At 69.4% G+C, this 22135-nt stretch carries 17 protein-coding genes; 11 read left to right on the top strand and 6 right to left on the bottom strand.

All coding sequences use genetic code 11. The features are described from left to right. The first annotated feature begins 9 nt into the window (after positions 1-9). Both FEK34_RS04220 and FEK34_RS04215 read left to right on the top strand, forming a co-directional pair. Entirely contained in the window at positions 10-531 is a 522-nt protein-coding gene (locus FEK34_RS04220; protein ID WP_249358782.1) for a DUF6879 family protein, read from the top strand. A gap of 175 nt (positions 532-706) precedes the next feature. After that, on the top strand, positions 707-1105 hold the full coding sequence (locus FEK34_RS04215) for a nuclear transport factor 2 family protein (protein WP_138446544.1): 399 nt from the start codon (positions 707-709) through the stop codon (positions 1103-1105). Between the two features lie 17 nt (positions 1106-1122). Here FEK34_RS04215 and FEK34_RS04210 read toward each other — a convergent pair whose 3' ends face one another. Together FEK34_RS04210 and FEK34_RS04205 are read right to left on the bottom strand one after the other, a co-directional pair. Beyond that, complete coding sequence (locus tag FEK34_RS04210; RefSeq protein WP_138446543.1) at positions 1123-1956, bottom strand: class I SAM-dependent methyltransferase; 834 nt, start codon at positions 1954-1956, stop codon at positions 1123-1125. 202 nt (positions 1957-2158) lie between these two features. Continuing rightward, a complete protein-coding gene (locus tag FEK34_RS04205) occupies positions 2159-3034 on the bottom strand; it encodes an NAD(P)-dependent oxidoreductase (protein WP_138446542.1) in 876 nt (291 codons plus the stop codon). Between the two features lie 49 nt (positions 3035-3083). Between FEK34_RS04205 and FEK34_RS04200 the strand changes: the two genes are divergently transcribed. Together FEK34_RS04200 and FEK34_RS04195 are read left to right on the top strand one after the other, a co-directional pair. Continuing rightward, positions 3084-3494 carry a MerR family transcriptional regulator gene (locus tag FEK34_RS04200; RefSeq protein ID WP_138446541.1) on the top strand — a complete coding sequence of 137 codons (411 nt, stop codon included), beginning with the start codon at positions 3084-3086 and terminating at the stop codon, positions 3492-3494. A gap of 89 nt (positions 3495-3583) precedes the next feature. Then, complete coding sequence (locus tag FEK34_RS04195; RefSeq protein WP_212748710.1) at positions 3584-5464, top strand: alkyl/aryl-sulfatase; 1881 nt, start codon at positions 3584-3586, stop codon at positions 5462-5464. Between the two features lie 129 nt (positions 5465-5593). On the opposite strand, the gene FEK34_RS04190 is transcribed toward FEK34_RS04195, so the two are convergent. Beyond that, positions 5594-6217, bottom strand: coding sequence for a class I SAM-dependent methyltransferase (locus FEK34_RS04190; protein ID WP_138446539.1), 624 nt, complete (start codon positions 6215-6217; stop codon positions 5594-5596). A 139-nt stretch (positions 6218-6356) separates the two neighbouring features. Beyond that, on the bottom strand, positions 6357-7367 hold the full coding sequence (locus FEK34_RS04185; RefSeq protein WP_138446538.1) for an NAD(P)/FAD-dependent oxidoreductase: 1011 nt from the start codon (positions 7365-7367) through the stop codon (positions 6357-6359). Positions 7368-7595: 228 nt separating this feature from the next. On the opposite strand from FEK34_RS04185, the gene fabG reads away from it, so the two are divergent. Both fabG and FEK34_RS04175 read left to right on the top strand, forming a co-directional pair. Continuing rightward, positions 7596-8348 carry a 3-oxoacyl-ACP reductase FabG gene (fabG, locus tag FEK34_RS04180; RefSeq protein WP_138446537.1) on the top strand — a complete coding sequence of 251 codons (753 nt, stop codon included), beginning with the start codon at positions 7596-7598 and terminating at the stop codon, positions 8346-8348. A gap of 63 nt (positions 8349-8411) precedes the next feature. Further along, positions 8412-8870, top strand: coding sequence for a GNAT family N-acetyltransferase (locus tag FEK34_RS04175; protein WP_138446536.1), 459 nt, complete (start codon positions 8412-8414; stop codon positions 8868-8870). A gap of 192 nt (positions 8871-9062) precedes the next feature. Here the strand turns inward: FEK34_RS04175 and pip are convergent, their stop codons facing one another. After that, the gene (gene pip / locus FEK34_RS04170) at positions 9063-10037 is read right to left on the bottom strand and encodes a prolyl aminopeptidase (RefSeq protein ID WP_138446535.1); all 975 of its coding nucleotides are present in this window, start codon (positions 10035-10037) and stop codon (positions 9063-9065) included. A 119-nt stretch (positions 10038-10156) separates the two neighbouring features. Between pip and FEK34_RS04165 the strand changes: the two genes are divergently transcribed. The 5 genes from FEK34_RS04165 to FEK34_RS04145 all read left to right on the top strand — a co-directional run bounded on the left by FEK34_RS04165 (position 10157) and on the right by FEK34_RS04145 (position 14711). Then, positions 10157-10555, top strand: coding sequence for a TOBE domain-containing protein (locus FEK34_RS04165; protein WP_014349959.1), 399 nt, complete (start codon positions 10157-10159; stop codon positions 10553-10555). Positions 10556-10559: 4 nt separating this feature from the next. Continuing rightward, positions 10560-11336 carry a molybdate ABC transporter substrate-binding protein gene (modA, locus tag FEK34_RS04160; protein ID WP_138446534.1) on the top strand — a complete coding sequence of 259 codons (777 nt, stop codon included), beginning with the start codon at positions 10560-10562 and terminating at the stop codon, positions 11334-11336. Next, positions 11333-12145 (top strand): molybdate ABC transporter permease subunit, encoded by an 813-nt coding sequence (modB, locus tag FEK34_RS04155; RefSeq protein WP_138446533.1) that lies wholly within the window; start codon positions 11333-11335, stop codon positions 12143-12145. The genes modA and modB overlap by 4 nt, the downstream gene beginning before the upstream one ends. Next, positions 12142-13191 carry an ABC transporter ATP-binding protein gene (locus FEK34_RS04150; protein WP_138446532.1) on the top strand — a complete coding sequence of 350 codons (1050 nt, stop codon included), beginning with the start codon at positions 12142-12144 and terminating at the stop codon, positions 13189-13191. Before modB ends, FEK34_RS04150 begins: the two co-directional genes overlap by 4 nt. A 287-nt stretch (positions 13192-13478) precedes the next feature. Next, positions 13479-14711: a molybdopterin-binding protein gene (locus FEK34_RS04145; protein WP_249358780.1), complete on the top strand. Its 1233-nt coding sequence runs from the start codon at positions 13479-13481 to the stop codon at positions 14709-14711. A gap of 201 nt (positions 14712-14912) precedes the next feature. On the opposite strand, the gene FEK34_RS04140 is transcribed toward FEK34_RS04145, so the two are convergent. After that, a complete protein-coding gene (locus FEK34_RS04140) occupies positions 14913-22124 on the bottom strand; it encodes an amino acid adenylation domain-containing protein (RefSeq protein WP_138446530.1) in 7212 nt (2403 codons plus the stop codon). Positions 22125-22135 lie beyond the last annotated feature (11 nt).

Below are 22135 nucleotides of genomic sequence, written 5' to 3'. Positions count from 1 at the left end.
CGTACAACGGTGCTCTACCTGCCGAATGATCCACCGGACTGGGGTTCGCTCTTCCGCGGTTGCAAGGCCGATGCCTTTCACCTCGAAGTTCGTGACGCATACGCCGTTCCGTCCGAGTCGGAGCGGTTGCGGCGGTTCATGGACGGTGAGCCGGCGCTACCGAACGAGCACAAAGATCGCTGGATCGAGCTCATGCGTGGTGCCGCGGCTCGCGGCGTGCGGGTCAGCCGGGTGCGCGTCGTGACCGAGCCGCACACCGACTACCACCGATGGCTGCTCTCGGTGACCGGCAGCAATGTCGATGCAGGCGAGGACATCCGGTACGTGCCGCGTCATGCCGCAGGTGACGTGCCACCGGACGATTGGTGGCTGATCGACAACACACGGGTCGTGTACAACCTGGTGAGCGAGGCGGGAAAGCCGGCGGGGCTGGCGGTCACCACCGATCCGGCCGTGGTCGGACATTGCCGCGAGGTGCGACGACGCTTGTGGGAAATGTCGACGCCGTACCGGGAGTACGTCGACCAGTGACGGGAGTACCCGGCGGAAAGGCAGCGCCGCACGGGCACTGATCCAACAGGCCTTGGATCAGCGGCGCTGAGCACTGTGCGCAGGTCCGGGTCCGAGCCGAAGTGCAGCCTGCGATGCCTCGGATTGCTCCATTTGTCCAAGACGGATCGGGCGTGGCGGTGCGATCGTTCGGTTCATGATGAAACAAGAAGTATCCGCAGGTCTCGATTCATTTACCCGGCTGTTTCGCGACTGGGACGAGGCGCTCCTGGCAAACGATGCGGAGCGCATCGGGTCCTTCGCTACTCCGGGGTGGATGTTCGTCTCGCAGGATGGGGTGATGAGCGGGAGCCGGTTCCTGGCGGCGGTCGGGAGTGGGGCGGTTACGCACGACTCCTTCCGCAGCGAGGTGACGTCGGTGGTCGACCTCGGTGACGTTGCGGTCGTCGTCGTTCGCGTGGTCAATACGGGGGTGTTTCAGGGGGAGCGGTTCGAGAACGACGAGTGGAGTTCCGATGTTTTCGTGTGGCGGGAGGGGCGGTGGTTGTGTGAGGTCACCCATCTCACGCCGGCCCGAGCGGCACAGGGGGCGTAGGCGGCGGGTGCCTGGGCTCAGGCTCGGCGTGCGACGACGGCGAAGTTCAGCGGGATACGCGGGTGGCCAGGTGCCAGGGCCCAGCCTTCGGCGCAGGGCTCGAGGTCGGAGAAGGCGGGCCAGTCCATGTACGGAAGCTCGTGCAGGGCTTCGATTCTCAGGCCGGCGGCCAGCAACGCGGTGACGACTTCGCTGAGGTCGTGGCGCCATTCGTGGTTGGTGGTGTGCTCGATCAAGCCTTCCGAATTCTCGGTGTAGGTGCCGGAATCTTCGTAGGTCAGCACGCCGCCGCCGCTGAGGTAATCGTCGCCGATGGTCCACGGCTGATAGTCCATGGCGCTGAGAATCGGGTGGTCGTCGCGGACGAGGAAGACGCCGCCCGGTTCGAGGAGCTCGTGGATGGAGCGCGCCCAGTCGGTGAGATCCGGCAGCCAGACGATGGTTCCGGTGCTGGTGACGATGGTGTCGAAGCGGCGGTCGATCGCCGCGGACGCGTAGCGGGCGTCGCCTTCGACCCAGGTGATGTCGCGGCCGTCGGCGGCCGCGATCCGGGCCGCGTGACGCAGCGAGTTCGGTGAGAAATCGAGGCCGTGCACGTCGACGGCGCCGAGGCGCGCCCAGGAGACGGTGTCGGTGCCGATATGGCATTGCAGATGCAGCAGCGAACGACCGTCGACCCCGGTGGCCGGCAGGTGCGGTGCGAGCACCGACAGATCGTTGCGCACGACCTGCGAGATCTCGGTGGGATCGGCCAGGAACGCGTCCACGTCGTACATCTGGGAACGCGCGTGGACGTCGGCGCGGTCGTCCCAGTTCGCGCGGTTGGCGGCGATGGCGTCCGTCTCGTTCACGGCCGGTCCTTTCGAATGGTTCGGTCCCCCGGCTGCTGTCGGTACTCCCCCGCCGGACCTTTGTACTGAAGCCGGGGTCGGACTCCACCGAATTTCGAGCGCGGACCTGGATACCCCGCGTCCGGCCGCCGGATCCGCGACCGTGCGCGGGGCTCGATCTCGGCGATCGCGAGCGCCGCGAAACCGCTTCTGGCAGCGCTGATCAGGCAGCGCCCGGCTTGGCGAATTCCTCGATCAGCACGGCATATTCCTGTCTACCGCGCCCGGCCGCGACCGAGCGATCCGCCATCGACTTGATCAACTTCGGCAGTTCGGCATTGATACCCGCCGCCTCGCATTCCTCGATCAGGTGCGTCATGGTCCGCACGTGGGTGTCCAGCGACGCCACCTCGGTCTCGAAGGACTCCGCGTCGATCTGCTCCGCGTGTCCCGGCAGCCAGCCCGCCACGCCCGCCGCCATCTGCTGCGCGAATGGTGCGAAAGTGACGGCGTCGACCCCGGCGGTGCGCAGCAGCGCGGTGCCCTGGAGCCAGGCGTTCAGGACGCTCCACATCATCGCCAGGCCCGCCACGTCGTAGAGGGATGCCAGCCCGTGGTCCGGGCCGAGATAGGTGACGCTGCCCAGCGCTTCCAGTGTTGATCGGTGCTTCTCGAACACTTTCTCCGGCCCGCTGTGCAGGATCACCGCGTCGGCGGTGCCGATGGCCTGCGGGATGGCCATGATGGCGCCGTCGAGGTAGTAGGCGCCGCTCTGCTCGGCCCATCGGGCGGCTTCCCTGGCTTGCGCGGAGTCGCCGGAGGTCAGGTTGAGCAGCGTCGCGCCCTCGAGCTTGCTCGCACCGAGCAGGTCGTACATGGCGGGGTAGTCGCTTACGCAGATGATCGTCAGTGAATCCGCCGCGATCGCATCGGCGACCGTCGGCGCCAGTCGCGCGCCCTCGGCCACCAGCTCATCGGCCTTGCCGGGCGTGCGGTTCCACACGGTGGTCGGATGCCCGGCTTTCCGGAACGCGCGCGCCAGCGCCTGCCCCATCAGTCCGAGTCCGAGAATGCTCACGGGTGTTGCGGTGTTGGTCATGGCAGCATGATCAACGTTCATACCGGTCTGAAGGTCAAGTGAGGTGTCGATGCTGATCGGGGAACTGAGCCGCAGGACAGGCGTCAACGCCCACCAGTTGCGTTACTACGAAGCGCAAGGCCTGCTCGAGGCCGACCGCAGCCCGAACGGCTATCGCGATTACCCCGAGGACGCCGTGCTGCGGGTGCGCCAGATCCGGCACCTGCTCGACGCGGGCCTGTCCAGCGACGACATCGCCTACCTGCTGCCCTGCGCCACCGGCGAAGCCCCCGACCTGCCCGGCTGCCCCGAACTACTCGACGCGATGCGCTCGCGGATGGACCGCTTGAACGATCAGCTCGACAAACTGACCCGCTCCCGCAACGCCCTCGCCGACTACATCGCGGCAGCCGAGGCATCGGGCAGTGAGAGCTACCCGCCCTTCGACGGATCCGACACCGAGCACCAGATCCCCGCCTGAGCACGCGGCCGAGGAAGGTCCGGCCGGTTTTCACCCTCGTCGGGTGAAGTGGGCAACGAGTCCCGGAACCCACACTGGCCCGCATGACGATGACATCGAGGCCGGCGTCGGAGACCATCGTTCGTCAGCATCAGGCGCTGCAACAGACTCTGCCGTTCGCCGATACGCAGGATTTCGAGGACGCGAAGCGGGGGCTGATCGCGCGGCGCACCCCTAATGCGGTGACGGCCGAGGACGGGACGGTGCTGTGGGACAACGACACCTACAGTTTCCTGGACGGTCCGGCGCCGGAGACGGTGAATCCGAGTCTGTGGCGGCAGTCGCAGCTGGCGGCGGTCGACGGGTTGTTCGAGGTCGTTCCCGGGATCTATCAGGTGCGCGGGATGGACCTGTCGAACACCTCGTTCATCGAGGGTGATGACGGTGTCGTCGTGGTGGACACGCTGCTGTCGGCCGAGACGGGACGTGCGGCGCTGGAGTTGTATCGGCAGCATCGCGGTGATCGCCCGATCAAGGCGATCATCTACACCCACTCGCACGCCGACCATTTCGGTGGTGTGAAGGGGTTCGTCTCCCAGGAGGACGTCGACGCCGGACGGGTGAAGATCTTCGCGCCGGAAGGGTTCCTCGAGCATGCGGTGTCGGAGAACGTGTACGCCGGGACCGCGATGAACCGCCGGGCCGGCTACATGTACGGCGCGGCCCTCGCGCGCGGCCCGCAGGGCCAGGTCGGCGCCGGTTTGGGTCAGACATTGTCGATCGGCACGGTCTCACTGATCGCCCCGACCGACATCATCACCACCACCGGGCACGAGGAGACCGTCGGCGGGGTGCGGATGGTGTTCCAGATGGCGCCCGACACCGAGGCGCCGTCGGAGATGCTGGTGTACTTCCCGGACTTCCGCGCGCTGTGCGCGGCCGAGGACGCCACGCACACCTTCCACAATCTGCTGACGCTGCGCGGTGCGGTGGTGCGCGACCCGCACGGCTGGGCCAACTACCTCACCGAGACCATCGACCTGTTCGGCGGCGAGGCCGAGGTCGTTTTCGCCTCGCACCACTGGCCGACCTGGGGCAACGAGCGGGTGGTCGAGTTCTTGTCCACCCAGCGCGACCTGTACGCCTACGTGCACGATCAGACGCTGCGGTTGATGAACAAGGGCCTGACCGGACCGGAGATCGCCGAGGCGATCGAGCTGCCGCCCTCGCTGGAGAACGCGTGGAGCGCGCACGGCTACTACGGTTCGCTGTCGCACAACGTGAAGGCGATCTACCAGCGCTATCTGGGCTGGTTCGACGGCAACCCGGCCAGCCTGTGGCCGCACACGCCCGTCGAGCAGGCCAAACGCTATGTCGAGTTCATGGGCGGCGCCGACACCGTGGTGGCCAAGGCCCGTGAATCCTTCGACGCCGGCGACTTCCGCTGGGTCGCCCAGGTGGTCAACCATGTGGTGTTCGCCCAGCCCGACCATGCCGCGGCGCGCGAGCTGTTGGCCGATACCTATGAGCAGCTCGGGTACGGCGCCGAGAACGGCACCTGGCGCAGCTGGTATCTGTCGGGCATGACCGAGCTGCGGGAAGGGCAGTTCGGCACACCGACCGAGACCACCGCACCGGATGTCATCATCCAGCTCTCGCCGACGATGCTGTTCGACGCCATCGCCATTCAGGTCAACGGTCCGAAAGCCTGGGACGAGAACCTGGCCATCGACGTGGTTCTCACCGACACCGATGAGCGGTACCGGCTGCGGCTGGCCAACGGCGTTCTCACCTACAGCGGCCGGCCCCAGTCCGGCGAGGCCGACGCCACCCTCACCACCACCCGGCACAACCTGCCGGCATTGGCTCTCGGCGGGTTGTCCGGCGGTGCGGCGGGGATCGAGATCAGTGGCGACAGTTCCGCATTGCAACGTCTTGCGAGGGTCCTCGATCCGGGCGACAAGAACTTCGCCATCGTGACGCCAGACTGAACCGTCTCGCGCACTCGCGCACTCGGCGGCGGCTCCTCGCTAGCGGCGTGGAGCCGCCGCCGACTGTTGCGATCACCACGACGACGGCGGGCGGAGGCTCGCCTGCCGCGCTGCATCGCGCGGACGGCATCACACGCGACGCGCCCGCAACACCGTGTCCTCGAGCGTGACCGCGGTGCCGTGCGGGCCGATGGTCTGCCGGGAACGGTCCTCGGCGACCTGGACCTCCCACCGGTCCGGGTCCAGCCCCGCGGCGATGTCGGCGGCGGTGACGTGCACATGCGGCGAGGAGCCGTGGGCATGGCTGGACAGGTGGTCGCCCGGGGCGTGACCGACGATGAGCAGTGTGCCGCCGGATGCGACGGCGGCGGCGAGGCGGGCGACAAGGTCCTGCGGTGAACCGGACGTGTGCACGTAGTGGGTGCACACCAGGTCGAAGTGTTCCGCGGGAGGACGCCATTCGGTGAGGTCGGCCTGCTGCCATGCGATGCGGGCGGCGATGTCCTGGCCTGCGGCCTCGGCTCGGTCGCTGGCGCGCCGGAGGGCGGCCTCGGAGATATCGACGGCCGTCACCTGCCAGCCGCGGGAGGCCAGCCAGAGCGCTTCACCCCCTGTTCCACAGCCGGCGTCGAGGGCCTTGCCCGGCGGTAGATCACCCGCCTCGCCGACGAGGTGCGGGTTGGGCTCGCGGTCGGCGGAGTGGGCGTCGTGGTAGCGCGCCTCCCAGAACTCCTTGCCGAATTCCTCGGTCACGCTTGTCCTTTCGGTTGTGGTGTTCGTCGGCCCGGAGTCCGGGAGCAGCGGGTTCGCCGCTGCCCGGCTCCAGAACGGCGCCGCTCCCGCCGGGTGTGCGCCACCCGGCGGGTCGAGGGCCCATCGGTCTGGTCGTTGCCTATCCGAGAGCGCGTTCTTCCGCACCCTGCTCGGCGAGTTCGACCTCGGGCGAGACCTGCTCCCGCAGTGCGGCAACGGCCCGCCGCGTTTCCTCGGCCACCAGGTCGGCGTTGATCTGCGCGCCGGCCATGGTTCCCGCGGCACCAGCGGCACCCACCTGAGCGGACAGGTCCACCACATTGCCCGCCGCCCACACGCCCGGCACGTCCGTCCGGCCCATCGGATCGGCGGCGATGTGCTCGCCCACGCCCATCGGGTGTTGCACTGGCTTCAGCCCGAGATCGGCCAGGAATCCGGCCCGCGCCTCCATGCGCGACCCCACCGCCAGCGCCTCACGGGCGATGACGGTGCCGTCGGCGAGGCGAACACCCACCAGCCTGTCGGCTTCGACCTCCAGTCCCGCGACCGCACCGGTCACCACGCGAATCCCGCGCGCCGCGAGCTCCTCGGCCACCTCACCGGTCGGCTCGGCCGCGGTGTGGGTGAAGAACGTGACGTCGTCGCTCAGCTGCCGGAACAGCATCGCCTGATGCACCGACATCGGGCTGCTCGACAGCACGCCGATGGCCTGATCGCGCACCTCCCAGCCGTGGCAGTACGGGCAGTGCAGCACGTCGCGGCCCCAGCGTTCGCGCAGGCCTGGGATGTCGGGCAGCACGTCGGTCAGCCCGGAGGCCACCAGCAGGCGGCGAGCGCGGGTCGAGCGGCCATCGGTCAGGGTGACCGTGAATTCGTCACCGTCGCGCCGGGCGGTGCGCACCTCGCCGGTGACGATCTGCGCCCCGTACCCGCGGGCCTCCGCCCGGCCGCGCTCGAGCAGCTCGCCGGGCGGCATGCCTTCGCGGCCGAGCAGGCCGTGCACACCGTCGGCCGGGGCGTTGCGCGGCTGGCCGGCGTCGATCACCACGACCGACCGCCGCGACCGGGCCAGCGTCACCGCCCCGCTCAGTCCTGCGGCTCCGCCGCCGAGTACCACCACGTCATAGCTGCTTGTCAGCTCATCGGTCACTGTGACCACCTCCGCACACGAGGATCCGGAAGGTTCTCGATCCTGGCAAGAAAATTTGCCAATACAGCAAATTGCGGTGATCCCGTTGTGGTCGCTCATACCCGCGATGCCGCCGGGCAGGAGTCCCCCACACTGTCACACCACGACGGCCTCGACACGCCGACGCACGGTCACGTACCGGGTGTTAGATGGCAGCGAAGCAGTTACTTCGAGGAAGGACGTCGATTCATGGCCGAGAGGGTCGCAGTAGTTTCCGGTGCCGCGCGGGGAATCGGCGCGGCGATCGCCACACGATTCGCCGCCGACGGCATGAAGGTGGGTGTGCTCGACCTGGACGAGAGCGCCTGCGCCGACACCGTCGCCGCGATCACCGAAGCCGGCGGCCAGGCGGTGGCGCTGGGCGCCGACGTCAGCGATGAGGCGTCGGTGGCGGCGGCGGTCGAGCGACTCGAAGCGGAGCTCGGCGCGCCGACGGTGGTGGTCAACAATGCCGGCATCCTCCGCGACAACCTGCTGTTCAAGATGAGCGTCGACGACTGGGACGCGGTCATGAACGTGCACCTGCGCGGCGCGTTCCTGCTGACGCGGGCGGTGCAGAAGTACATGGTCGAGCAGAAGTTCGGCCGCATCGTCAACATGTCGAGCACCTCGGCGCTCGGCAACCGCGGCCAGGCCAACTACGCCGCCGCCAAGGCGGGCATGCAGGGCTTCGCCAAGACCCTGGCCTTCGAACTCGGTAAGTTCGGCGTCACCGCCAACGCCATCGCGCCCGGCTTCATCGTCACCGATATGACCGCCGCCACCGCCGCCCGCGTCGGCGCCTCCTTCGAGGACTTCCAGGCCGCGGCCGCCGCGCAGATCCCGGTCGCCCGGGTCGGCTACCCCGAGGACATCGCGCACACCGCATCCTTCCTCGCCAGTGAGGGCGCGGGCTTCGTCTCGGGTCAGGTCATCTATGTGGCCGGTGGACCCAGGGACTGATCAATTCCCTTGCGGGTGAGTCTGATCCGGCGCACGATCGGATGATGATCGTGCGCCGGGTGCCTGCCGAGGAATGGGAAACCGCGCGGGCCGTCCGGCCTGGACGCGCTCGCGGGATCACCGCCGGGCACGTTCAGTACGACGTTCGCCGAAGCGTCGACCTGGGACGAACAGCGCTGGCGTGAATGGGCCGCCCCACGGACCCTGTTCGTGGCCGAGAACGACACCGGTCCCATCGGTTCAGCGGCCGGCTGGCTGGCGGACGGGCCGGCGGAGTTGGTGTCGATGTGGGTGAATCCGGTCGCTCGCGGCAGCGGGGTCTCCGACCGGCTGGTGCGCGCGGTGATCGATTGGGCCCGCACCGGCGGTCATCCGAGCCTGGGCCTATGGGTCCTCGACGGCAATCACCATGCGGAGAACCTCTACCGGCGCAACGGGTTTCGACGCACCGGCCGATCACAGCCGTGCCGGCCGGGCGACCCGCGAGTGGAGAACGAGATGGTTCTCCGGTTGACGCCTTAGCCGAGCGCCGGGCGGCAGCAGGTTTCGGCCGGCCTCCGGTCTCCTACGCGAACCGACCGCGGTAGGTGGGTCTTCCGGCGTCGATGGATGCCCCCGCTGCCGACCCGAGGCCCCGGGCCAGTGGTTCCGCTTGCGGGGCTGTGGTTTCAGCGATCCGCCGAGACGGGCGTGCCCCTTCGACGCCCGAACCGATTACCGCCCGAATCGCGCAATGGCCGACAGCACCGCTTCCCCCATGGCCGGGCTTCCGGTGTGCCCGGAGTCGTCGATGACCTGGAGTTCGGCGTCCGGCCACACCTTTGCCAATTCCCAGGCGGTGCGCAGTGGGGTGCTCAGGTCCAGTTTGCCGTGGATGAGCACGGCGGGAATGCCGGCGAGGCGGTGGGCCTCACGCAGGAGTTGGCCGTCGGGCAGCCAGGCGGCGTGGGCGAAGTAGTGGGCGCAGATGCGGGTGAAGGTGAGCATGGCGGATTCGGATTTCGCGCTGTACTGGCCGGGCGAGCCGGTGGTTTCGTGCGCGATGACGGCGTCTTCCCACTCGCACCAGCGGCGCGCGGCATCGAGGCGGACCTGCCGGTCCGGGTGGTCGAACAGTCGGCTGTAGGCGGCGACCAGATCACCGTCGCGGTCGGCGGCGGGGACACCGTCGCGGAAGCGCTCCCACTCCCGAGGCAGCAGCAGCCCGACGCCCCGGTAGAGCCAGTCGACTTCTGCGCGCCGCGTCATCGTGACGCTTACCAGGACGATTTCGGTGACCCGTTCCGGGAACCGCTGGGCGTAGGCGAGGCTCAGTGTCGAACCCCAGGATCCGCCGAACAGCATCCATCGGTCGATCCCCAGATGGGTCCGCAATCGCTCCATATCGGCGATCAGATGCTCGGTGGTGTTCACGGCCAGGCTCACCCTCGGGTCGGCCGCGTTCGGCAGGCTCTGGCCGCATCCACGCTGGTCGAAGCGCACGATGCGATAGATCTGCGGATCGAAGGCGCTCTTGCGCGAGCCGCCGCCACCCGCACCGGGGCCGCCGTGCACCACGACAACGGGTTTCCCCTGCGGATTCCCGCTGGTCTGCCAGTGGATCCGGTTGCCGTCGCCGACGTCGAGCAGCCCGGACGCGTACGGCTCGAGGACGGGAAAGGTTTGAACCTGCGACGGCTTCGAATCCACGCAGCGGACGCTAACACGGCATTTCCGCCACCTCACCCCGTCGCACCGGTAGTGGGCAGGTTCGATAACGATCACGACGGCGGCTTGATTTCCGCAGATGCGGGAATATGCTCCACATCGTGTCGAATCTGCGGATCAGTGAGGCGGCGGCCCTGCTCGGTGTCAGCGATGACACCGTGCGCCGGTGGGTCGATCAGGGACGGTTGCCGTCGATTCAGCTCGACAACGGACGCAAGGGCATCAGCGGGCGTGACCTGGCCGAGTTCCTGCGCGCCACCGCCGAGGCACCCGAGGCGGGCACCACCGTCGCCGCCTCGGCCCGCAACCGCATGCGCGGCATCGTGACGCGCATCGTCAAGGACACCGTCATGGCGCAGGTGGAGATGCAGGCCGGACCGTTCCGGCTGGTGTCGCTGGTCAGCCGGGAATCGGTGGACGAGCTCGGCCTCGAGGTGGGCAGTGTGGCCGTGGCCTCGGTGAAATCCACTCATGTCGTCGTCGAGATTCCGGAGAGCTGAAGTCATGCACCGATTTCGTCCCATCGCCGCGCTGTTCTTCGCGGGCACCTTCGCACTCGCCGGTTGCGGTGACGACGGCTCGGCAGCGCCCACGAATGGTGAAATCAGCGGCAGAGTAACCGTTTTCGCCGCTGCTTCGCTCACCGAGACATTCACCACGCTGGGCGAGCAGTTCGAGGCCGCGCATCCCGGCGTGGACGTCGTGTTCAGTTTCGGCGCCAGTTCCGAGCTCGCCGAGCAGATCCGGCAGGGCGCACCGGCCGATGTGTTCGCCTCGGCCGCACCGAAGAACATGCAGCAGGTCGTCGATTCCGGCGATGTCACCGCATCCCCGGTGACGTTCGTGCGCAATAGGCTCGAAATAGCGGTTCCCGCAGGCAATCCCGGCGCGATCACCGGTCTGGCCGATTTCGGTCGCGACGAACCCGTCATCGCGCTGTGCGCCGAACAGGTGCCGTGTGGAGCGGCTGCCACGAAGGTCTTCGAGTCCGCGCGCATCACCCCGAAACCCGACACCAGGGAACCCGATGTGAAAGCGGTGCTGAGCAAGGTGACACTCGGTGAGGTCGACGCCGCGCTGGTGTACCGCACCGATGTGCGGGCGGCGGGCGACAAGGTCGACGGCATCGAGTTTCCCGAATCCGCGAGCGCGGTCAACGAGTATCCGATCGCGCCGGTCGCGCACGCGCCGAACGCACTGGCCGCTGCGGCGTTCGTCGAGTTCATCGGATCCGATGCGGCCCGCACGGTCTTCGTCGACGCGGGATTCGAGACGCCGTGACCCGGGTCGTCGCACGACGGGTGCGGCGACGGCGGCCACTGATCCTGCTGGTGCCCGCCGTGATCGGGCTGCTGTTCCTGGTGGTTCCGCTGGTGGGGCTGGTGCTGCGGGCGCCGTGGCGGACGCTGCCGCAGCGGCTGTTCAGCGCCGACATCGCGGAGGCGCTGCGGCTTTCGCTGGTGTGCGCGAGCCTGGCGACGGTGATCTGCCTGCTGCTCGGCATCCCGCTGGCCTGGCTGCTGGCGCGCGCCGAGCTGCCAGGGCGCGGGCTGGTGCGGGCGCTGGTGACGGTGCCGCTGGTGCTGCCGCCGGTGGTGGGCGGTGTGGCGCTGCTGCTGGTGTTCGGGCGGCGCGGGCTGATCGGGCAGTACCTGCACGAGTGGTTCGGGGTGTCGTTGCCGTTCACGACCGCCGGCGTGGTGGTCGCGGAGGCGTTCGTGGCGATGCCGTTCCTGGTGATCTCCGTGGAGGGTGCGCTGCGGGCGGCCGACCCGCGCTACGAGGAGGCCGCCGCCACCCTCGGCGCCGCGCCGTGGCTGATCTTCCGCCGGGTGACGTTGCCGTCGGTGCTGCCCGGCGTGGTGGCGGGCGCGGTGCTGTGCTGGGCGCGCGCCCTCGGCGAATTCGGCGCCACCATCACCTTCGCCGGCAATTTCCCCGGCGAGACCACCACCATGCCGCTGGCGGTCTACCTGGCGTTGCAAACCGACCCCGACGCCGCCATCGTGCTGAGCCTGGTGCTGCTGGCGGTGTCGGTCGGCGTGCTGGCGGCGCTGCGGGAGCGGTGGATTCGGGGCAGCCTCGGATGACGTTGACGGCGGATATTCGGATCGAGCGCGAGAACTTCACCCTCGGGTTTGCGCTGACGGTGCAACCGGGCGAAGTGGTGGCTTTGCTGGGGCCGAACGGCGCCGGGAAAACGACGGCGCTGCGTGCGCTGGCCGGGCTCACCCCGCTCACCGGCGGCCGGATCCGGCTCGATGATCACCTCTGGGATGGGCCGCCGGGCACCTTCGTTCCGGCCGAACATCGGCAGGTCGGGGTGGTGTTCCAGGATTATCTGCTGTTCGCGCACCTGAATGCGCTCGACAATGTCGCCTTCGGGCTGCGAGCGCGCGGAATGCGGCGGGCGCCGGCGCGGGTGCGAGCCGGGCAATGGCTCGAGCGGGTGGGGCTGGCCGAGTATTCCCAGGTCAAGCCGGGCAGATTGTCCGGCGGCCAGGCGCAGCGGGTGGCGCTCGCGCGGGCCTTGGCCACCGATCCGCAGCTGCTGTTGCTGGACGAACCGCTGGCCGCGCTGGACGCGAGCACCAGGATCCGGGTGCGCAGCGACTTGGCCCACCATCTCGGCGACTATCCCGGCCACACGGTGCTGGTCACCCACGACCCGCTCGATGCCATGGTGCTGGCCGATCGGCTGGTGATCATGGAGGACGGCGCCGTCGTCCAGGAAGGCGCGCCCGCGGAGGTCGCGCGCCGCCCCCGCTCGGATTATGTCGCCAATCTGGTGGGCCTCAATCTCTTTCGCGGTACCGCGCGCGACACCACCGTCGAGCTCGACCGTGGCGGCGCGCTCACCATCGCCGAACCCGCCACCGGCCCAGTGCATCTGGCCTTCGCGCCCAGCGCCGTCAGTCTGCATCCGGAACGCCCGGCCGGCAGCCCGCGCAACACGTGGCCGGTCACCGTGGCCGGTGTCGAGCAGCACGCCCACACCGTGCGGGTGCGGCTCGACGGCACTCCCCCGGCCCTCGCCGATGTCACTCCCGCCACCGTCGCCGAACTGCGCCTACGCCCTGGCACCGAACTCTGGGCTGCCCTCAAGGCCACCGAAATCCACACCTATCCGGCCTAGAATCAAACGCCGAGCGATGAATTTCGCGGGCCGCGAGCTGACCCGGCCTCGCACAGCCGCACAGCCGCACAGCCGCACAGCCGCACAGCCGCACAGCCGCACAGCCGCACAGCCGCACAGCCGCACAGCCGCACAGCCGCACAGCCGCACAGGGGCGAGTGTGAGCACAGTGTCATGGCGAGGCAACTGCGGCGAAAATGGCGGGAAATCGGGGGGCGCGAGGATGGCCGCATGATGTGGGTGAGCTCCGGTCTGCGGCCGGCCGGTGGGCGCTGGGACGGCGCGCGATGAGCGCCCCGACCGCTCGCGCGACGGCGGCAGGTCCCGCACCGGCCGGATGTGGCGTCCACGCCCGCACGGTGGACGAGGCGCGGGCGCTGCTGCGTGCCCGGCTGGATCCGATCGCGAGCGTCGAACGGGCGCCGGCCGAGGCCACGGGGGCGACGCTGGCCGAACCGCTGACCACCGCCACCGCACTGCCGCGGGTCGATACCGCCGCGATGGACGGTTACGCCGTCTGCGGGTCCGGGCCGTGGGTGCTGCGTGATGACACCCGGGTCGCGGGCACGCACGGTGGACGGCCGCTGGAGGTGGGGCAGGCGGTGCGCATCGCGACGGGCGCGCCCACCCCGTCCGGCACCACCGCCGTCGTGCGCGACGAATTCGTCTCCAGAAGCATGCTGGCCGGCGACACGCTGCTGGCTCGTCGCCCGGACGCGCCGGTGCGCGACGACACCCGGCGCCGCGGTGAGAACTGGCATCCGGGCGCACAGTTGGCCGCGCCCGGCACCCGCGTATCGGCCGCCGTGGTGTCCGCGGCGTCGAGTGCCGAAGTGCATTCGATCGCCGTGCGTGGCCCGTTGCGCGCGGATGTGCTGATCACCGGCTCCGAGATCCGCGCGGAAGGCCCGCTGGCGCCCGGCCAGACCCGCGATTCGATCGGCCCGGTGCTGCCCACCTATCTGCGCGCCTGCGATATCGAGACCACCCATGTCTGGCGCCTGGACGACTGCCGGGAACTGCTCGGCTCCTGGTTCGCGCTGCGATCGGATGCCGATCTCGTGGTGGTGGTCGGCGCGACCGGCCGCGGCGCGGCCGACCATCTGCGCGCCCTGCTCGACGAGCTGGGCGCCGAGATCCTGATCGACGGCCTCGCCATCCGCCCGGGCGGCTCGCAGCTGGTCGCGCTGCTACCCGATGGCCGGGTGCTGCTGGCGTTGCCCGGCAACCCGTTCGCCGCGATCGCCGCCCTGCTGATCACCGGACCGGCGATCGTCGACGCCTGCACCGCCCGCACCCCGGCGGAACCGCTGCGCGGGCGCCTCGCCGATTCCTCCGGAACCCACGACACCTTGACCCGCGTCGTCCCGGTCTGCCAGCAGCCCGGCGGGGTCTGGCACGCCACCGGCCCGGTGCATACTCCACACTTGGCAAGCCTGATCACCGCTCAGGCGCTGGCCCTGCTGCCGCCCCGCTCCGGGCGGGGCACATTGGTCGAACTCGTGCCGCTGCCCGGCTGAGCCGTTCGCAGCCCGTCGGGTCATCGGCTCGATAAGCGCCGAAATCATGGCCGGGCCGAGGAATTCGCCACGTCAGCCTTTCCGTGCCACCGTCCGATCCATCGGGGCGGCGCGGGCCCGAGGCTGAATGCGGTCTCCCACCATCATGCGACCGATCGGCGCGAAAACCGCTGCGGCACAAGCGCACCGCAGCGGCCTGCCTCACACGTCGAGCATCCCCTCACTGAACTCGCGATCCAGGTCCGGATCGGCCGACGAGATCGCGGCATCCAGTTGCATACCGACCTCGGCCACATGCGGTTCGGTCATCATGTGCAGGTGGTCGCCGGGCACCGCGACCACTTCGAACCCGCGGCCCGCGTACTGTTCCCAGCCGTTGTTCTCACTGTCGAACATGGTGCCGATGGTCTGGTGGGCGATATCGAAACCACGCGGGATCCCGTCGGTGGCCCGCAGTAGCGTGATGTCGCGGTCGAAGACCGACAGCTGGTAGGTGATCAGCGCGGTGTAGTTGGCGTGGAACACGTCGTACAGCCGCCGAATCGATTGCGCCGGACTGCCTTCGGGCAGGATGCCGGAGCGGATCGCCTCGGCCAGCATCGCGTCGAACAGTTCGGCCGAATCGTGCACATCGGGTTCGAACTCGCCGAGCGCGGTCTCGTTGCCGCGGGCGTACCAGAGCAGTTCGAGGAAGAACCAGCGGATCAGCTTCTCCTCGGGGATGGGTTCGCGGGCCTGCTGCCGCAACGCCATCGTGTCCAGCAGGGTCACGCTGGCGACCTCGTGCTCGGGCAGCCTGCGCCCCATTTCCAGTGCGACATAGCCACCGAAGGACCAGCCGGCCAGATGGTAGGGCCCCTCCGGATGCACTCGGCGGATCGCCGAGATGTAGGAGTCGGCCATCGCCTCGACCGAGGTCAGCGGCGTGCTGCCGGTGTCGGCGCCGGCCGCCTGCAACCCGTACACCGGACGATCCGGGTCCAGATACTTCGCGACCGCCAGGTAGCACAGCACATTGCCGCCGATCGGATGCACCAGGAACAGCGGCGGTTTGGTGCCTTCGGGCTGGATCGGCACCAGCGGATCGAAGCTGGTCCTGGTATCGCCCGCGCGGATCAGCTCAGCCAGCCCGGCCGCGGTGGGCGCGGCGACGAACGCGCTCATCGGCAGCTCGACGCCCCAGCGCCGCGACAGCCCCATCACCACGCGCATGGCGCCGATGGAGGTGCCGCCCATGGCGTAGAAGTCGTCGTCGGGACCCATGGACGGCAGCCCGGCGTATTCGGCGAGCAGTTCCATGGCCGAGCGTTCGATGTCGTCGACCGGCTCCCGATGCTGTTGCGCCTGTTCGGTAGTGCTCGTCACCGGCAGCGCGAGTAGAGCGCGGTCGTCGCGTTTGCCGCTCGGTGTGCGCGGCATCGACTCCACCCACTGGAACCGCGACGGCACCATATGCGCGGGCAGCACCGTCCGCAGTTCGGCCCGCAGCGCGGTGAGATCGGTGGACTCGGCATCGCCGGCCAGGAACGCCACCAGCGCCCCGTCGATCCCGCCGAACCCGCGCGCCACCACAGCGGCCTCACTGATCCCGGGGAACTGTTCGACCAGCCCGAGAATGGTGAGCTCGACCTCGGCCGGCTCCACCCGGTACCCGCGGATCTTGACCTGACTGTCGCTGCGGCCCAGGCAGACGATATCGCCCGAGGGCAGCCGCACGCCGAGATCGCCGGTGCGGTAGCGGATCTCACCACCGGCGGCGGCGACGAAACGTTGCGCGGTCAAGCCGGGCATGGCTTCGTAGCCGCGGGCCAGGGAGCGTCCGCCGAGGTAGATCTCGCCGATCACACCGTCGGGCACCACCCGCAGCTGCCGGTCCAGGATCTCGGCGGTATCGCCGTCGACCGCGCGGCCGATGGGCGGCAGCACCGGGAACGCGCTCTCCGGGCCGGTGAGGGTGAAGGTGGTCGCCACATGGGTTTCGGTGGGGCCGTACTGGTTCTCCAGCAGCAGACCGGGCACCGCCGCGCACAGGGCGCGGATCTCGTCGGTGATGCGCAACTGCTCACCCGAGGACGCCAGCACTTTCAACCCGGTGGGATAGATCTGGCGCACCGACGCCGCCTCGGCGAACGCCTGCAAGGCCACATACGGCAGGAACACCCGCTCGATCTGCTCCTCGGCCACCGTGCTCAGCAGCTCGTCCATATCGGCGCGCAGATCGCGTTCGCTCACCCGCAGCGTCGATCCGGCGGCCAGGGTGGTGAAGATTTCCTGGAACGCCACGTCGAAGCTCAGCGGCGCCGCCTGCAACGTGCTGGCCAGCCCGGTGCCGGACTCGGCGCGCAACTGCCAGTCGACCAGGGCGGTCAGGCCGCGATGCGGCATCGCCACGCCCTTGGGCTCCCCGGTGGAGCCGGAGGTGAACAGCACGTACGCGGTGGTCTCCGGATGCACCGGCGCGAAACGCGGCGCCGTGGGGTCCGCCGGACCGGGCGGGGCGGTGAGTTCGGCAGTGTCGAGCACCAGCGCCGGATCGTCGACCAGGTCGAGGTGTTCGGCGTCGACGACCACGCGGTGCGGCCGGGCGCGGTCGATCATCAGGTTCAGCCGCGCCCGCGGGTAGCGCACATCCAGCGGGACGCTCGCCGCGCCGATCCGCGCCACCGCCAGCACCAACGCCACCAGCTCCGGGGTGCTGCGGCCGATGATGGCCACCTTCGACCCGGTGCGCACACCGTGCGCGAGCAGCCGGGCCGCGATGACGTCGCTGCGGCTCACCAGCTCGTCATAGGTCCAGACGGAGTCGTCGGCGGCGACGGCGATATCGGACGGGCGCACCGCCGCGACCTCGGCGACCAGCGCACCGACATCGCGGCCCGCCACCCAGTCTGCCCCTGGATCGATCGGGGCGTCCGGGTTGTCCACCAGGGCGGTCAGCATCCGCAGCTCGGTGAGCGCGACGGTTTCGCACTGCTGCGCGCCGACCGCGCCGTCACCGTCCACGCGCAACCACATGCGGCCGTCGCGGGGATCGGTGGCGGCGGTGACCAGCAGCTGGAAGTTGGTTTCCTCGCGGATATCGATATCGTCGAGCACCACTCGGTCCGCGCCGAGAATGGCCTGGAACTGGTGGTAGTTGACGTAATTGAACGCCGTCTCGAAGACCGGGCCGCCGTGATCGGCCATGATCGAACGCAGCGGGTAGCGCCGGTGCGGGTAGGCGGCGCGGTCGCGGCGCACCACCTGGTCGACGGCGTCGCGCCAGGTCGCCACGGTGGCGTCCAGCCGCATCGGCAGCGTGTTGAGGAACAGTCCGGCCAGGCTTTCCGCGCCCGCGCGGTCGGGGCGGCCGTGGCTGATGACGCCGGTGGTCACATCGGCGCGCCCGGACAGCAGTCGCAGCGTCAGCAGATGCGCGGCCAGATACACCGCTTTCTCCGGAACCTGGTGCCGCGCGGCGAAATCGGCGATCCGAGTGCTGAGCCGCTGCGGCACCAACGCCCGCGCCTTCGCGGGTTGCGCGGATTGCGGCTGATGCGCCGCCAACGCCGTCAGCGCGGTCGCCTCGGCGCCGGCGAGCACTTCGCGCCAGTACGCGCGTGACGAAACACGCTGCGTGGCAGCGAGTTCAGCCTGCGCGTATTCGGCGAGCGCCGCCGCCGGATGCGCGGTGTCATCGATGCCGGTGTCCAGGACGCCCAGCGCGTGCAGGTAGTCGTGCAGCAGCTCGAGCACCGAGGTCGCCACACTCCAGCCGTCGAGGATGGCGTGATGGAAGCTGAGCACCAGATCGACCGCGACGGTGCCGGAGGACGATTCGGGCGCGCGCAAGAAGACCCGCAGCGCGTGCAGTGGTGCCCGTTCGATGACGTAGGCCGCGTGCCTGCGTTCCTGTATGTAGGCCTCGACCCGGCGCTCGGCCTCGGTCTCCGCGACGTCGGCGAGGTCGACGACCTCGTAATCGGCGGTGATCTCCGGGTGCACGATCTGCAACGGCACCGAGAACTTCGTCAGCTCGAACGACGACCGCAAGGCCGGCTGACGCCGCAGCAGCCGATCGAAGGCGGTGCGGAACTGCCGCTCCTGCCACGGAATCCGCAACCGATACCGGAACACATCCTTGTAGGTCACCGAATCGGCGCGTTCCAGGCTGTGGAACAGCATGCCGAGTTGCAAGGCGGTGGCCGGGAAGGCGTCCTCGGCGCGGTGCAGCGCGGCATGATCGACCAGCGGCACCGTCGCCAGCCGGGCCGTGATCGGCTCCGGTGCGCGCTCACCGCTGTCGGCGATCAGCTCGGCCAGTTCGGCGATGGTGGGGCGCTGGTAGAAGGTGTCGACATCGAAACGGATTCCGGCGCGTTCGGCCGCGGTGCGCACCGACAGGGCGAGGATCGAGTCGCCGCCGTGGGTGAAGAAGTTGTCGTGCACGCCGATCGACTCGACGCCGAGCACCGCCGACCACACGCGGACGAGCGCGGCTTCCACCTCGTTGCGCGGCTCCCCCGAACCCGCGGCCTGCTCGGCCGGCTGCTGTTCGGCCGCAGCCTGGGCCAGCGCCCGGCGATCCAGTTTGCCGTTGCGGGTGACCGGAATCCGGTCCACCCGCACCAGCCGGCTCGGCACCATGTACTTCGGCAGCCGGGCGCCGAGCTCGGCGGCCAATCGGTCGACAGTGGGCTCGGACTCGTCCTCACCGACGTAATAGCCGACCAGATACACACCCTGCGTCGGCGACTTCTCGTCGACGACGGCCGCCGCCCGCACGCCCGCGCAGTCGAGCATCGCGTTCTGCACCTCGCCGAGGGTGACGCGGTTGCCGCGCACCTTCACCTGGTCGTCGAAGCGGCCCAGGTAGTCGATCTGGCCGTCGGGCAGCCAGCGCACCAAATCGCCGGTGCGGTAGCGGCGCCGGCCCGCCACGGTGAGGTCGTGCACGAACGCCGCGGCGGTGAGGTCGTCGCGGCCGCGGTAGCCGCGCGCCACCCCGACACCGGCGATGTTCAGCTCGCCGGGCACACCGGGCGGCAGCCTGCGGCCGTGCTCGTCGAGCACCAGCAGATCGATGTTCTCGATCGGGCGGCCGATGGGCACCACGTCGAGCGCTTCGCCGTCCGGGCAGTCGAAGTAGGAGACGTCGACGGTCGCCTCGGTAGGCCCGTACAGATTCACCAGCTGCGGTGCGCGCACCCCGGCGGCGGCGAACACCGCCTGGAAGCGGCGCACCAGCGCCGGCGGCAACGCCTCACCACTGCAGAACACCCGACGCAGCGAGGCGATCCGCGCGACGGCGGCGTGATCGCTGTCGAGTTCGTCGACGAAGGCCGCCAGCATCGACGGCACGAAATGCAGCACCGTCACCGCGTCCTTCTCGATGGCGGCGATGATGCGGCGCGGATCGCGCTCCCCACCGGCCTCGAGCAGCGCCACCCTGGCGCCGGTGATGGACCACCAGAACAGTTCCCACACCGACACATCGAAGGTGGCTGGCGTCTTCTGCAGGATGACGTCGTCGGCGCCGAGCGGGTAGCGCCGCTGCATCCAGGTCAGCCGGTTGACCACCGAGCGGTGCTCGATCATCACGCCCTTGGGCTTGCCGGTCGACCCGGAGGTGTAGATGAGGTAGGCGAGATCGGCGGGATGCGACCGGTGTTCGACGCTGACCGGGCGCAGCTCACCGGGCTCGACCCGGACCACGCCCAGCCGGTCGAACACCTCCTGATGTTCGGGCCCGGCCACCACGAACCGCGCGCCGCAATCGGCCAGCACGGTCTCGATGCGGGTGGCCGGGAACTCCGGGTCCAGCGGCACATAGGCGCAGCCGGCGCGCAGGATGCCGTACATGGCCACCAGCATCCGCGGCGATCGCGGCAAGATCACCGGAACGCATTCGTTGCCGGTGGCGCCGAGTTCGAGTAGCTGATCAGCGAAAACATCGGCGCGCTCGGACAATTCGGTGTAGCCGAGCCGCTCGCCGTCGGCGGCGATGACGGCCGTGCGCGCCGGATGAGCGGCGGCCTGTTCGGCGAAGAGCCGATCCAGGGTGGTGTACGGGAACTCGGTGCGCGGCCCGGCCTCGAACTCCGCCACCCGCTGCGCCGTCGCCGGCGACAGCAGCGGCAACGCCGACACCGGCTGCTCGGGATCGGTGAGCGAGGCCTCGATCATGGTGGCGACGCTGTCGATGGCGCTGCCGATCGGGTAGGTGTCGTCGAAGACATCCAGGTCGTAGATCAACTGCACGCTCAGCGAGCCGTCGCGCTGATGTTCGATGGCGACGATATTGAGCGCCTGCAGGCAGGAACCGGCATTGGGCAGCCGCAGCCGCTCCATGATCTGGTCCAGATGGTCGGAGGCGGGCAGCCGCATGTAGGAGTACGACACGTCGAACAGCGGTGGCGCGGAAGGATCTTCGGCGAGTGCCCGCATCAGGTCGCCGTAGGCGAAGCGCTGGTGCTTCTTCAACGCCTTGATCTGGGCGGCCACGTCGGCGGCCACCTCGGCCAGCGTCCGCTGCTCGCCGACGCGCACCCGCACCGGCAGCATATTGGTGACATGCCCGCCCGCCGCCAGCGCCACCGGGGTGTCGCGGTTGAGCATCGGCACACCGAGCATCACCTCATCGGTGCGGTGCACCGCGCACAGGTAGGCGCCCAGCGCGGCAGCGGTATAGGCGAACGGCGAGGTGCCGGTGCCGCGCAGCCGATCCAGATACGCCTTGTCCAGGCGCACCACCCGATGCCCGCGCGCGGCCGTCGGCGCCGACGTGCGGGTGAACAACGCCGGGACCGCGTCGCCGACATGGCCGAGCAGCGCCTCACGGTCGGCGTTCCACTCCGCGGAGAACCGGTACTGCTGCTCGGCCGTGAGCAACTCGTGATAGGAGGGCAGCGGTTCGGGTTCGGCGTCATCGGGGTCGAGGAAGTCGTGGATCAGGTGCGCCAGCAGCATGTTCAGCGCCCAGCCGTCGGCATTGGCGTGCTGCACCCGGATGAAGATGTGGAAGTCGGCCGGATCGTCGACCAGCACCGCCACCGCCAGATTGGACGGACCCTCGATGGGCTGGGCCGACATCCGGCGAATCCAGTCGGCACACGCCCGCGCCGGATCCGGCTCCGCGGTGAAGTCGACGTGCTCGAGCACGGGTTCCACCTCGGACACCCACTGCCGGAACTCGCCGTCGACGAGTTCGAAACGCAGGCGCAGCGCATCATTGCGGCGCACCGCGCGACGCAGCACCTCCCGCATGCGCGCCACGTCCAGCGGCCGGTCCACATCGCCCTTGACGGCCAACTGGGACACCGGTTCCGGCGCGAACCGGAAGGCGGCGGACAGCACGTCACGCTGATAGGCGGTGACCGGCCAGCGGGGTAGGCCGGGCTCCTCCGCGTCCGCCGGTGTCGTCTCGGAATTCACGGTAGCTCCTC

This window comes from Nocardia cyriacigeorgica (assembly GCF_005863245.1).
Taxonomy (GTDB): domain Bacteria; phylum Actinomycetota; class Actinomycetes; order Mycobacteriales; family Mycobacteriaceae; genus Nocardia; species Nocardia cyriacigeorgica_C.
This window is presented reverse-complemented; position numbering and strand designations above follow the sequence as displayed.

Excerpts from the sequence above, each read along its gene's own strand:
- FEK34_RS04215 (WP_138446544.1), top strand. The coding sequence starts at position 707 with ATGATGAAACAAGAAGTATCCGCAGGTCTCGATTCATTTACCCGGCTG.
- FEK34_RS04205 (WP_138446542.1), bottom strand. The coding sequence starts at position 3,034 with ATGACCAACACCGCAACACCCGTGAGCATTCTCGGACTCGGACTGATG.
- FEK34_RS04200 (WP_138446541.1), top strand. The coding sequence starts at position 3,084 with ATGCTGATCGGGGAACTGAGCCGCAGGACAGGCGTCAACGCCCACCAG.
- FEK34_RS04195 (WP_212748710.1), top strand. The coding sequence starts at position 3,584 with ATGACATCGAGGCCGGCGTCGGAGACCATCGTTCGTCAGCATCAGGCG.
- fabG (WP_138446537.1), top strand. The coding sequence starts at position 7,596 with ATGGCCGAGAGGGTCGCAGTAGTTTCCGGTGCCGCGCGGGGAATCGGC.
- modA (WP_138446534.1), top strand. The coding sequence starts at position 10,560 with ATGCACCGATTTCGTCCCATCGCCGCGCTGTTCTTCGCGGGCACCTTC.
- FEK34_RS04150 (WP_138446532.1), top strand. The coding sequence starts at position 12,142 with ATGACGTTGACGGCGGATATTCGGATCGAGCGCGAGAACTTCACCCTC.
- FEK34_RS04145 (WP_249358780.1), top strand. The coding sequence starts at position 13,479 with ATGAGCGCCCCGACCGCTCGCGCGACGGCGGCAGGTCCCGCACCGGCC.